General features: G+C 41.3%; 8 protein-coding genes, 2 tRNA genes and 3 rRNA genes. 6 read left to right on the top strand and 7 right to left on the bottom strand.

Annotated features, from left to right (window positions below; genetic code table 11):
- Positions 1 to 760: ZIP family metal transporter (locus SULYE_RS01930; protein ID WP_007545971.1), on the bottom strand; the 760-nt coding region annotated here is incomplete at its 3' end.
- Positions 757 to 1,248 (bottom strand): TlpA family protein disulfide reductase, encoded by a 492-nt coding sequence (locus SULYE_RS01925; protein ID WP_007545969.1) that lies wholly within the window; start codon positions 1,246 to 1,248, stop codon positions 757 to 759. The genes SULYE_RS01930 and SULYE_RS01925, both read right to left, overlap by 4 nt.
- Before the next feature lie 121 nt (positions 1,249 to 1,369).
- Here SULYE_RS01925 and SULYE_RS01920 point away from each other — a divergent pair, with 121 nt between their 5' ends.
- The 6 genes from SULYE_RS01920 to SULYE_RS01895 all read left to right on the top strand — a co-directional run bounded on the left by SULYE_RS01920 (position 1,370) and on the right by SULYE_RS01895 (position 7,350).
- The gene (locus SULYE_RS01920) at positions 1,370 to 1,768 is read left to right on the top strand and encodes a secondary thiamine-phosphate synthase enzyme YjbQ (RefSeq protein WP_007545966.1); all 399 of its coding nucleotides are present in this window, start codon (positions 1,370 to 1,372) and stop codon (positions 1,766 to 1,768) included.
- A 1-nt stretch (position 1,769) separates the two neighbouring features.
- Positions 1,770 to 2,657, top strand: a complete 888-nt coding sequence (locus SULYE_RS01915; RefSeq protein WP_007545964.1) for a carbon-nitrogen hydrolase — start codon at positions 1,770 to 1,772, stop codon at positions 2,655 to 2,657.
- Between the two features lie 12 nt (positions 2,658 to 2,669).
- A complete protein-coding gene (gene cutA / locus SULYE_RS01910) occupies positions 2,670 to 2,993 on the top strand; it encodes a divalent-cation tolerance protein CutA (RefSeq protein WP_007545963.1) in 324 nt (107 codons plus the stop codon).
- A complete protein-coding gene (locus SULYE_RS01905; protein WP_043989030.1) occupies positions 2,981 to 3,865 on the top strand; it encodes a slipin family protein in 885 nt (294 codons plus the stop codon). The genes cutA and SULYE_RS01905 overlap by 13 nt, the downstream gene beginning before the upstream one ends.
- Positions 3,866 to 4,323: 458 nt before the next feature.
- On the top strand, positions 4,324 to 6,384 hold the full coding sequence (locus SULYE_RS01900; RefSeq protein ID WP_007545959.1) for a thioredoxin domain-containing protein: 2,061 nt from the start codon (positions 4,324 to 4,326) through the stop codon (positions 6,382 to 6,384).
- 9 nt (positions 6,385 to 6,393) lie between these two features.
- Positions 6,394 to 7,350, top strand: coding sequence for a biotin--[acetyl-CoA-carboxylase] ligase (locus SULYE_RS01895; RefSeq protein ID WP_007545958.1), 957 nt, complete (start codon positions 6,394 to 6,396; stop codon positions 7,348 to 7,350).
- A 4-nt stretch (positions 7,351 to 7,354) separates the two neighbouring features.
- Here the strand turns inward: SULYE_RS01895 and rrf are convergent.
- From rrf to SULYE_RS01870, 5 genes are all read right to left on the bottom strand, one after another.
- A 5S ribosomal RNA gene (gene rrf, locus SULYE_RS01890) occupies positions 7,355 to 7,472 on the bottom strand.
- Positions 7,473 to 7,513: 41 nt separating this feature from the next.
- Positions 7,514 to 10,459 (bottom strand): 23S ribosomal RNA (locus SULYE_RS01885).
- Positions 10,460 to 10,653: 194 nt separating this feature from the next.
- Positions 10,654 to 10,726: transfer RNA gene (locus SULYE_RS01880), tRNA-Ala, on the bottom strand.
- Between the two features lie 8 nt (positions 10,727 to 10,734).
- A tRNA-Ile gene (locus tag SULYE_RS01875) sits at positions 10,735 to 10,808 on the bottom strand.
- Positions 10,809 to 10,867: 59 nt separating this feature from the next.
- Positions 10,868 to 12,392, bottom strand: a 16S ribosomal RNA gene (locus SULYE_RS01870).
- Together the 16S, 23S and 5S rRNA genes with 2 tRNA genes alongside form the textbook arrangement of a ribosomal RNA operon.
- Positions 12,393 to 12,440 lie beyond the last annotated feature (48 nt).

The following is a 12,440-nucleotide window of genomic DNA, read 5'->3' as shown; positions in this document are numbered from 1 at the left end:
CTGTGTCTAAAATCATCATGAATATAAACCCGGCTATTAGACCAAGGGTCGCCTCTGTCTCATAGCCTTTTTTATGAGTTTCCGGTATCATCTCTTTGCTTACAACAAAGAGCATTGCTCCCCCTGCAAAGGCAAGACCAAAAGGTAATATATAGTTTGAAATTGTAAATATAATGATCGCAATTAGTCCGCCTATTGGTTCAACCAACCCTGTTAGAAGTGATACAAGAATAGATTTTTTGATGGAAGAACCTTTTAAGTAAAGTGCTAAGGCAACCGCCATACCCTCCGGAATATTTTGAACACCTATACCAAAAGCTAAGGATATTCCGCTGTATATATCACCCTTAAAAAACCCTAAGGCTGAAGACATACCCTCAGGAAAGTTGTGAATTGTGATTGCCAAAACAAAAAGCCACATTTTCTTTAAAGCTTTTGCATCAGAATTTTCATAAATTTTCAAAAAATAATCTTCCGGTATCAATTTGTCCAAGATTAAAAATAAAAAAGTTCCGCATAAAATTCCAAAAGAAATAAAAAATACGTTAAAGGGTTTGTGAAAGGTATTTTCTGAGATGCTTAAAGCTGGAATTATCAAAGAGAAAACTGATGCTGCTAACATTATTCCAGCACTAAACCCAAGGAGAACATCTTGAATTTTTGGACTTATTTTTCTACCAATCAAAACAGGAAAGGCACCTATAACAGTAGCCAGTCCTGCAAACAAACTTCCTAAGAACGCATAAAAATAAAGAATCATTTTATTAGGTTTTTAATGTTTTCCTCTATTTTCTTTAAGTCTCTTGCAGTTACCATTATGTTTCTTATTGTTCCATCTTTATCAATAAATAAAATGTATGGAACATCTACTTTTTCTATAGAATATGCTTTAATTGAATCACTTCCGGCCAGCCATACTGGAAAATCAAAATGAAGCAACTTTTTAGCCTCCTTTACTTCTTTATCATCAGATACACTGAGTAGCGGTGCAATAAGAATGATTTTATCCTTATATTTTTTACCAATTTTATTTATTTCTGGCAATACCTTATAAGTATCTACATCGCCAATAGCCCAGTATACAACCACGACTGGCTTACCTTTCCCTGCCACATCAGAAAGCTTTACAATTTTACCCTTTTCATCTTTTCCATACACATCAATAAACTTTTCGCCAATCAAATCATCCGGATTTGCTGCAAAAGCTGATACAGCAACAAACAGTAGTATAATAAAAACTTTTTTCATGGTATATCTCCTTTATTAAAAATGATTACTATTATTATAGCTTTTTTCTGATGTTTTGAAATGAGATTAATCAATGTTAATATATTTTGTATCTAAATTTTCTTATGAAGGTTGAAAAGCAATGTTAAAAACCATTAACCTAAGAACTAAAAGTCATACAGATTTTATTGACATTACCGGCTTAATAAATCAGGCTATTTCGGAGAGTAAAGTAGACTCTGGTATTTGCATTGTTTATGTCCCGCATACAACGGCCGGTGTTTTTATAAATGAAAATGCTGACCCTGATGTTGTTTATGATGTAAAAAATCATCTTGAAAAACTTGTTCCATGGATGAATAATTACAAACATATGGAAGGTAACGCTGCTGCACACATAAAATCTATTCTCACGGGCAACAGTATAAATATTATTATAGAAAATGGAAGACTGCTACTTGGAACATGGCAAGGTGTATTTTTTGCAGAGTTTGACGGACCAAGAAATAGAAAAGTTTATATAAAAATATTGAGAGGTTAAGATGGATAAAGTAAATGTAGGCTTGATTCAAATGAAATGTAGCGATGATTTAGAAGAAAATTTTGAAAAAACCTTAGAAAAAATTAAAGACCTTGCAAAAAGTGGAGCTAACATTATCTGTACTCAAGAGCTTTTTAAGTCTAAATATTTCTGTCAAGTTGAAGATTGGTCTTATTTTAAGCTTGCAGAAGAAATAAACGAAAATTCTAAGACTATAAAAACCTTACAAACAACGGCAAAAGATTTAAAAGTTGTGATAATAGCATCTTTGTTTGAGAAAAGAACAGAAGGAATTTATCACAATACAGCGGTAGTGATTGATGCTGACGGAAGTTATCTTGGAAAATACAGAAAAATGCATATCCCGGATGACCCACATTTTTATGAAAAGTTTTATTTTACTCCCGGAGACCTTGGATACAAAACTTTTAAAACAAAGTATGCAGATATTGGCGTTTTAATCTGCTGGGACCAATGGTATCCAGAAGCTGCAAGGTTAACCGCATTATCAGGTGCTAAAATTCTATTTTACCCAACTGCTATAGGATGGCTTCCATCGGAAAAAGAAGAGTTTGGAAATTCTCAATATAACGCATGGGAAACAATCCAAAGGTCTCATGCAGTAGCCAACGGCTGTTATGTAATGGCAGTTAACAGAGTCGGTTATGAAAAAAGCCCTGACGGAAATGAAGGAATAGAGTTTTGGGGTCAAAGCTTTGTATCAAATCCTTACGGAGAACTTCTTGTTAAAGGCTCTGTAGATAAAGAAGAAAACATCATTTGTGAAGTAGATTTATCAATCATAGATTCAGTTAGAACTACTTGGCCATTTTTTAGAGATAGAAGAATAGACAGTTATCAAGATATTACAAAAAGATTTATTGACTAAAGGAGGAAAAGCATGGAGTATATAGTTGTACTAATAACTACTCCATCTAAGAAAGAAGCAGAAAAAATAGCAAACTATTTAGTAGAGAATCATATTGTGGCATGTGTAAACATAGTTGAAAAAGTAAATTCTGTATTCTTTTGGCAGGGAAATATAGAAAAAGCAGAAGAGTCGTTGATGATTATAAAGACAAAGAAAAGCATATTTAAAAAACTAATAGAAGAAGTAAGAAAGATGCATAGTTATACTGTTCCGGAGATTATAGCACTGCCAATTATTGATGGCTTTGAAGATTATTTAAAATGGATTGAGGAGACTGTATCATGCAAAACTTAATCATCTTTATAATTTTTGCTGCTATAATGTTTCTATCGATCGTTGGAATTGATAAAATTATATTAATAATGCAAAGTTTGGGAGGTGTTTTCGCTATGGTTGGATTTATACCTGTTTTAGTAGTATTAGCCATTATCTTTTTAGCAACTTCAGTCAGAGTGATTAATGAGTATGAAAGGGCTGTTGTTTTTAGACTTGGTAGAGTTTTGGGAAGACCAAAAGGTCCGGGAATGTTTATTTTAATTCCTTTCATTGATAAGATGGTTAAAGTGGATTTAAGAGTTGTTACTATGGATGTTCCACCACAGGATGTAATAACAAAAGATAATATATCTGTACAAGTGGATGCAGTTGTCTATTTTAAAGTTGTAGACCCTATCAAAGCCGTTATAAATGTGGAAAATTATTTTTATGCAGTATCTAAAATATCTCAAACTACATTAAGAAGTGTATGCGGTCAAGCTGAGTTTGATGAGCTTTTATCTCACAGAGAAAAGATTAATTCAAAACTGCAGGAAATAATAGACCAAGAAACAGACCAATGGGGAATTAAAGTTATAACTGTCGAATTAAAAAGAATAGACATTCCAGAAGAACTAAAAAGAGCTATAGCAAGACAAGCAGAAGCAGAAAGAGAGAGAAGAGCAAAAATCATTCAAGCAGAGGCAGAATATCAAGCAGCACAAAAGCTTACAGAAGCTGCAGAAATGCTTGCTAAACAACCAATAGCATTGCAGTTAAGATATTTAGAAACATTATCAACAATCGGTCAATACAACTCCAATACTATAGTTTTACCACTGCCTATGGAATTATTTGAAATATTTAAAAATTCTAAAATTATTAAATCTGAAGAAAAACAAGAAAGTTAATAAGCAACATTAGGAGGAAGGGTGTTCCAAAATTTTTGAAAGCTTACCTTTCAGTGTCATCCTGAGGACTTTAGTCCGAAGGATCTCTTTTTTGATTTTTTGACTTAAAAAGAAGAATATGAGATTCTTCACCGGCTGCAGAATGACGATTTGGATTTTTACAAGCAGCCTCATATTAGGAGAAGGTATAAAAACTGCTCAAATACGATAAATAGTGTTGAGAGAGTGTTTTTAAAATTTTAATCAAGTCTAAAAATTAATTAAATTTTTGAAGGTTTTCTAAAGTAGCAGCGAAGAATCTCTGCCTCATGCTCATATTCCGTCATTCTGTAGCGGGCAGAGAATCTCATACTTTTATTGAATTTCTCACCCGACATATATTAATTATGATAAATCCTATTGTTAAACTTCTTGCAGTTATCTAAGATTTTAAACAAAATAAAAGTACAGAGGTTATCATGAATAAAAAGCCAAACAGACTTATAAATGAAAAGAGTCCATATTTACTTCAGCATGCTTATAATCCAGTGGATTGGTATCCTTGGTGTGATGAAGCGTTTGAAAAAGCAAAAAAAGAAGACAAGCCAATCTTTTTGTCCATTGGATACTCATCTTGCCATTGGTGTCATGTAATGGAAAAAGAATCTTTTGAAGATGAAGAAGTTGCGAAAATTCTAAATGAAAACTATGTCTCTATAAAAGTAGACAGAGAAGAAAGACCTGATATAGATTCTATTTATATGAATGTTTGTCTTATGTTTAATGGAAGTGGTGGCTGGCCTTTGACCATCATTATGACACCGGATAAAAAGCCATTTTTTGCAGGAACTTATTTCCCAAAATATTCAAGACCCGGCAGAATAGGACTTGTAGATTTGTTAACAAGCGTAGCAGAATACTGGAAAAACAATAAAGAAGACTTAATCCAAAGAGCAGAAAAAGTTATCGAATATCTTAAAGACGATTTTAAAGGGATTTATGACGAGATTTCAAAAGATATTATAGATGCTTGTTATTTTGATTTAAAATCAAGATTTGATAGAGAATATGGCGGATTTTCTATCAAGCCAAAATTCCCAACCCCACACAACATTATGTTTTTACTTAGATACTACTACCATACAAAAGAAACGGAAGCCTTAAAGATGGCTGAAAAAACACTCATTAATATGAGACTTGGCGGTATGTATGATCATATAGGATTTGGATTTCATAGATACTCAACAGATAGAGAGTGGCTACTACCTCATTTTGAAAAGATGCTGTACGACCAAGCAATGTTAACAATGGCATACACAGAAGCCTATCAACTTACAAAAAACAATTTCTATAAAAAAACCGCACAAGAGACTATAACTTATGTTTTAAGAGATATGACATCTAAGGAAGGCGTTTTCTACTCTTCTGAGGATGCAGACAGTGAAGGTGAAGAGGGTAAATTTTATACTTGGACTATCGATGAACTTAAAGAAGTTTTAAATGATGAAGAGCTAAGTCTTGTAATCAAAGTTTTTAATGTTAAAGAGGAAGGAAACTATTTAGAGGAAGCTACAGGACATTTGACAGGAAGGAATATTTTATATTTAAAGAAACCTATAAGAGAACTGGCAAATGATTTAAACATGAACCAAGACCAATTAGAAGCAAAATTGGAAGAGATAAGAAGAAAACTTTTTGATGCAAGAGAAAAAAGAGTCCACCCACAAAAAGATGACAAAGTTTTAACAGACTGGAACGGACTTATGATATCTGCATTGGCAAAAGCAGGAAAAGGGTTTGAAGATAAAGATTTAATAGAAAAAGCAAAAGTTGCAGCAGATTTTATTTTAAACACGATGTTTAAAAATGACACTCTATACCACCTATACAAAGATGGAGAGATAAAAGTTGAAGGGCTTTTAGATGATTATACATTTTTTAGCTGGGGATTGATCGAGCTTTGTGAAGCTACAGGAGATATTAAATATCTAAAATCAGCGTTAAAATTGACAGATTTAATGATAGAAAAATTTTATGATTTTGAAAATGGTGGATTTTTCCTAAGCCCTAAAAATTCAAAAGATGTGATAGTTAGACCAAAAGAAGCTTTTGACGGAGCTATTCCATCCGGAAACTCGGTCTCTGCTTACAATCTTTATAGATTGTATTTAATTTCAGGAAATGAAAAGTATTATAACTTTGCTATAGAAACACTAAAAGCATTTGGCGGTGAGATTAAAAGACTTCCATCTTACCACTCAATGTTTAATATTGTTTTAATGCTTGTTTTCTACCCGACTTCTGAAGTAGTGTTAGCCGGAAACTGTGAAAAGGTTTTAGATAAAATAAATACCGAATTCATTCCTAATAAAGCGATTGTCTTTTTAAACAGAGAAAACGAAAAACAGATAAAAGAATTAATTCCGTACACAAACAACATGATTTTATCCGATGAATGTGATATCTATGTTTGTAAAAATTTTAGTTGTAATTTACCAACGAAAGATTTAGAATATGCTTTAAATCTTATGAAAGATTAAAGGTATTAAATGATTGACGAGGCAAAACTGATACAACTTTTAAAAGAAAAAAAGATGTCAGGCGAGCAGTTAGCACAAATCTTTAAAGTTTCACGTGTTGCAGTATGGAAAAAGATTAAAAAACTCAAAGACTTAGGATACAAAATAGAATCGGATAAGTATGGATACAGAATAATACAGCTACCTGATAAACTCTTACCACAAGAAATAATTCCAAACTTAAAAACAAAATTCATAGGAAAAAAATATCTTTATTTTGAAGAAATTGACTCTACAAACATACAAGCAAAAAGAGAAAACTATGAAGATGGAGCTGTGATTTTTGCAGAATCGCAAACGGCCGGAAAAGGTAGAAAAAATAGAAAATGGATTAGCCATAAAGGCTTAGGATTATACTTTACAATAGTCTTAAAACCGGAAATAGAAGTAAACTATTTATCTCATTTTAGCCTGCTATTTAATTATAGCGTTTTTAAAGTTTTAAGGAATTATGTTAATGGAAAGATAAAAATCAAATGGCCAAATGATATTTATTTAAATGGAAAGAAAATAGCCGGCTTTTTGATTGAAAGCAGCATAGAAAATAATAGCATCTCAAAGTTAATCGTTGGTGTAGGAATAAATGTAAACCAATCTATAAAAGATTTTGAAGAAGATATTAAAGAAGTAGCAACATCTTTAAAAATAGAGGAAGGAAAAACATTTAGCAGAAAAGAAATATTTTTAGACATATTACAACAAATAGAAAAAGACTATTTAAAATTCATAAAAGAAAACTACTTAGACATTAAAAAGATTGAAGAAAATCTTCTTTGGTTAAATCAAGATGTTATGATTTTAGAAGATGGAAAACCAATACTTTCAGGAAAACTGATTGGTCTAAATGAAGATGGAAGTTTAATGTTAAGAACCGATGAAGATTTAAGATTTGTATACGTTGGAGATTTAAGTATTAGAAATAAATAATAAACCCCGGCGTCGACCTACTTTCCCGACCGGTCTCCCGGCCAGTATCATGGGCGCTGGTGGGCTTAACTGCCGGGTTCGGAATGGAAGCCGGGTGTTTCCCCACCGCTATGGACACCAGGGATTTGGCAATTTAATAGGTTAGTAGGACTGTAAGCAGTAAAAGGCCAAGCCAAACGGGCGATTAGTACTGCTTGGCTCCACCCGTTACCGAGCTTCCACCTGCAGCCTATCAACGTGGTAGTCTCCCACGGCCCTTCAGGGATACCTTATCTTGAGGTGGGCTTCACGCTTAGATGCTTTCAGCGCTTATCCCGTAGCAGGATGGCTACCCAGCGCTGCTCTTGGGGAACAACTGGTACACCAGAGCCTGCCCCATCCCGGTCCTCTCGTACTAAGGATGGCTCCTCTCAAGTATCCTGCGCCTGCGGCGGATAGGGACCGAACTGTCTCACGACGTTCTGAACCCAGCTCGCGTGCCGCTTTAATGGGCGAACAGCCCAACCCTTGGGACCTACTTCAGCCCCAGGATGCGACGAGCCGACATCGAGGTGCCAAACCCCGCCGTCGATGTGGGCTCTTGGGCGGGATTAGCCTGTTATCCCCGGAGTAGCTTTTATCCGCTGATCGCATGCCCTTCCACTCGGAACATGCGGGTCACTAAGCCCCGCTTTCGCGTCTGCTCGACTTGTCAGTCTCGCAGTCAGGCACCCTTATGCCTTTGCACTCTAACGGTGGATTTCCGACCCACCTGAGGGTACCTTTGGGCGCCTCCGTTACCCTTTAGGAGGCGACCGCCCCAGTCAAACTGCCCGCCTGACATTGTCCCTGCCGTGGGTAACACGGCTAGGTTAGTTTACCCACACATCCAGGGTGGTATCTCACCGGCGCCTCCATGCCCCCCGAAAGGGGCACTTCTTAGGCTCCCACCTATCCTGCGCAGGATGCGCAGGCAAACAGTGCCAGGGTACAGTAAAGCTTCACAGGGTCTTTCCGTCCTGCCGCAGGTAGCCGGAATCTTGACCGGCACTACAATTTCACCGGGACTCTCCTCGAGACAGCGTCCAGATCGTTGGACCATTCATGCAGGTCGGAACTTACCCGACAAGGAATTTCGCTACCTTAGGACCGTTATAGTTACGGCCGCCGTTTACCCGGGCTTCGGTTTGGGGCTTATCACCCCTCCCCTTAACCTACGGGCACTGGGCAGGTTTCACACTGCATACGTCCTCTTTCGAGTTTGCGCAGTGCTGTGTTTTTGGTAAACAGTCGCCTGGACCTGGTTTCTGCGACCCACCTTGCGGTGGGCACCCCTTATTCCGAAGGTACGGGGTCAGTTTGCCGAGTTCCTTGAGGAGAGTTACCCCGAAGCGCCTTAGGCTGCTAACCCACTCCACCTGTGTCGGTTTCCGGTACGGTCAGCCATCCTTCGACGACCACGACACTATTTCTTGGCAGTCTGAAGTCACACCAGTTGGCTAAGCACGAGGCTTAGCCTCCTCATCACGCCTTGGGCTTGTATGAGGAACGGATTTGCCTATTCCTCGCCCTCGGACGCTTAAAGGGAGCGATCCAAATCTCCCCTGGTGCTATCCTCCTGCGTCGTGCCTTGGTCTCCAGACAGCTGGTGCAGGAATATTAACCTGCTTCCCATCGGCTACTGCTTTCGCCCTCACCTTAGGGTACCGACTAACCCAATCCTGATTTACATTGGATTGGAACCCTTGGAGTTCCGGCGGACAGGTTTCTCACCTGTCTTTGGCTGCTACTCATACCAGGATTCTCACTTCCCTGCAGTCCATCCCTCCTTACGGTGAGACTTCAGCCCGCAGGGAACGCTCCCCTACCGCTTGCTGTTAAAGCAAGCCCGCAGCTTCGGTGGCATGCTTAGCCCCGTTAAATTTTCGGCGCAAAGCCTCTCGACGAGTGAGCTGTTACGCACTCTTTAAAGGATGGCTGCCTCTAAGCCAACCTCCTCGCTGTCTTCGAGGCTTTACATCCTTCTCCACTTAGCATGCACTTTGGGACCTTAGCTGGCGGTCTGGGTTGTTTCCCTCTCGACTACGGAGCTGATCCCCCGTAGTCTCACTGCCAAGCTATCCTCCCGGGCATTCGGAGTTTGGTTGGGTTCGGTACCCCTTTCGGGGCCCTAGCCCAATCAGTATCTCTACCTCCCGGGGGAAACGCTTGACGCTGCACGTCGATGCATTTCGGGGAGAACGAGCTATCACGGAACGCGATTGGCTTTTCACCCCTATCCACACCTCATCCAACTGTGTTGCAGCACCGACTGGTTCAGGCCTCCAGACGGTGTTACCCGTCCTTCACCTTGGGCATGGATAGATCGTTCCGCTTCGCGTCTGCAGCATGCGACTAATAGCGCCCTAATTCGGACTTGGTTTCCCTACGCCTTCGCCTATCGGCTTAAGCTTGCCGCATACCACAACTCCCTGGCTCATTTTCCAAGAGGCACGCAGTCGGACTTTTTAATAGTCCTTCCACTGGCTTGTAGATCCATGGTTTCAGGTTCTCTTTCACTCCCCTTGCAGGGGTTCTTTTCACCTTTCCCTCGCGGTACTGTTGCGCTATCGGTCAGTCAGGAATATTTAGCCTTACCCAGTGGTCTGGGCTGATTCCCACTACCTTTCACGGGGGCAGTGGTACTCGGGATTAGCAGCTAGGAAGACTGTCAGTTTTTGCATACGGGGCTTTCACCCTCTATGGCGTAGCGTTCCAGCTACTTCTGCTAACTGACAGTTTTGTAACTTCCCCAGACAGTGGTAGCTGTCTGCGCCGGCTATCCCACTACCCCAGTGTGGCTAAGGCTACCACCATGGCACCACACTGGTTTAGGCTCTTCCCCGTTCGCTCGCCGCTACTTAGGGAATCCCATTGCGGTTTCTTTTCCTCCGGCTACTAAAAGGTTTTACTTCGCCGAGTTCGGCTCCGCTGACGCGGATGACTGGCTATTAACCAGCCGGGTTTCCCCATTCGGGAATCCTCGGATCAATGCCTGCTTGCGGCTCCCCGAGGCTTATCGCAGCTTGCCACGCCCTTCATCCCTTCTGACTGCCTTAGGCATCCACCATGGACCCTTAGCAGCTTGGCCTTATCTACTACCTACAGCCTACTAACCTATTCAATTGCCAAGGTACCTTTTTTACTACTTTACTCTTACTTATATTATTACTTCTTACTCTTTTACTTTTTGCCTACTTACTTAACTTATACTCTTTTCTTTTTTCTTTACTTTTACCAATTTTTACTTTTACTATTTCCTATTTTCCTTTTCCTTTACCGCTATGGAGACGAGGGGACTTGAACCCCTGACCCTCTGCGTGCAAAGCAGATGCTCTCCCAACTGAGCTACGTCCCCATTTTCTATGGGCCTTAGTGGACTCGAACCACTGACCTTACCCTTATCAGGGGTACGCTCTAACCGCCTGAGCTAAAGGCCCTTAGCAAATTAGGAAGGAAGCTAAGAAGATGAGCTGTTTTTTGTATAGGATATCCCTATAAAGGAGGTGATCCAGCCCCAGGTTCCCCTAGGGCTACCTTGTTACGACTTCGCCCCAGTCATCAGGCCCATCATCGGCCCCTGCCTCCTTTGCAGGTTAGCTCGGGGACTTCCGATGAACCCGACTCCCATGGCGTGACGGGCGGTGTGTACAAGACCCGGGAACGTATTCACGGCGACATTGCTGATTCGCCATTACTACCGATTCCGCCTTCATGAGGGTGAGTTGCAACCCTCAATCTGCACCACGACAGGGTTTAGGGGATTAGCTCCGCCTTACGGCGTTGCAGCCCATTGTCCCTGCCACTGTAGCGCCTGTGTAGCCCAGGGCATAAAGGGCATACTGATCTGACGTCATCCCCTCCTTCCTCCGGCTTATCGCCGGCAGTCTCCTGTGAGTACCCGGCATTACCCGCTGGTAACACAGGACAAGGGTTGCGCTCGTTGCGGGACTTAACCCAACATCTCACGACACGAGCTGACGACGACCATGCACCACCTGTGCGGCGCGGCTATGAATAATCATAGCCTAGGGTACTTTCATACCCGACACACCGCATGTCAAACCCTGGTGAGGTTTTTCGGTTAGCATCGAATTAAACCAGACGCTCCACCGGTTGTGCGGGTCCCCGTCAATTCCTTTGAGTTTCAACCTTGCGGCCGTACTCCCCAGGCGGGATGCTTAACGCGTTAGCTTACGGCACGGACTACTTTCGTAGCCCACATCTAGCATCCATCGTTTACGGCTAGGACTACCCGGGTATCTAATCCGGTTTGCTCCCCTAGCTTTCGTCCCTCAGCGTCAGGACAGTTCCAGTCGGCCGCCTTCGCCACTGGTGTTCCTCCCGATATCTACGCATTTCACCGCTACACCGGGAATTCCGCCGACCTCTCCCTGCCTCAAGTTTAGCAGTTTGGAAGGCAGTTTCACGGTTGAGCCGTGAAATTTCACCAACCACTTGCTAAACCGCCTACGGACCCTTTACGCCCAGTAAATTCGCGCAACGTTCGGGACCTACGTATTACCGCGGCTGCTGGCACGTAGTTAGCCGTCCCTTATTCCTGGGGTACCGTCATTATCTTCCCCCAGAAAAGGTGTTTACACCCCGAAGGGCTTCATCCACCACGCGGCGTTGCTGGGTCAGCCTTTCGGCCATTGCCCAATATTCCCCACTGCTGCCCCCCGTAGGGGTGCGGGCCGTGTCTCAGTCCCACTGTGACCGGTCATCCTCTCAGACCGGTTACCCGTCGTAGCCTTGGTGAGCCATTACCTCACCAACTAGCTGATGGGACGCAGCCCCATCCATAGGCACCCATAAGGGCTTTGGAGCCTCCTCATTATTGGGTATTAGCACCCCTTTCGGGATGTTATCCCCAACCTATGGGTAGGTAAGCTACGTGTTACTCACCCGTTTGCCGGTCGCCAGCACTACTACCCGAAGGTAGTAGCCTGCTGCCCCACGACTTGCATGTGTTAGGCACGCCGCCAACGTTCGCGCTGAGCCAGGATCAAACTCTCCAAAAGAATCTTTTGAAGACCTCGCCCATCTCTTAGCTTCCTTATTCATTGCCA

It is taken from the genome of Sulfurihydrogenibium yellowstonense SS-5 (assembly GCF_000173615.1).
Lineage (GTDB): Bacteria > Aquificota > Aquificia > Aquificales > Hydrogenothermaceae > Sulfurihydrogenibium > Sulfurihydrogenibium yellowstonense.
Note: the sequence above shows the minus strand (reverse complement) of the source record. Positions and strands in the feature narration are given on the sequence as shown.

What these genes read in the sequence shown, in the direction of transcription:
- SULYE_RS01925 (WP_007545969.1), bottom strand. Translation starts at nt 1,248, where the DNA reads ATGAAAAAAGTTTTTATTATACTACTGTTTGTTGCTGTATCAGCTTTT.
- SULYE_RS01920 (WP_007545966.1), top strand. Translation starts at nt 1,370, where the DNA reads ATGTTAAAAACCATTAACCTAAGAACTAAAAGTCATACAGATTTTATT.
- SULYE_RS01915 (WP_007545964.1), top strand. Translation starts at nt 1,770, where the DNA reads ATGGATAAAGTAAATGTAGGCTTGATTCAAATGAAATGTAGCGATGAT.
- cutA (WP_007545963.1), top strand. Translation starts at nt 2,670, where the DNA reads ATGGAGTATATAGTTGTACTAATAACTACTCCATCTAAGAAAGAAGCA.
- SULYE_RS01905 (WP_043989030.1), top strand. Translation starts at nt 2,981, where the DNA reads ATGCAAAACTTAATCATCTTTATAATTTTTGCTGCTATAATGTTTCTA.
- SULYE_RS01900 (WP_007545959.1), top strand. Translation starts at nt 4,324, where the DNA reads ATGAATAAAAAGCCAAACAGACTTATAAATGAAAAGAGTCCATATTTA.
- SULYE_RS01895 (WP_007545958.1), top strand. Translation starts at nt 6,394, where the DNA reads ATGATTGACGAGGCAAAACTGATACAACTTTTAAAAGAAAAAAAGATG.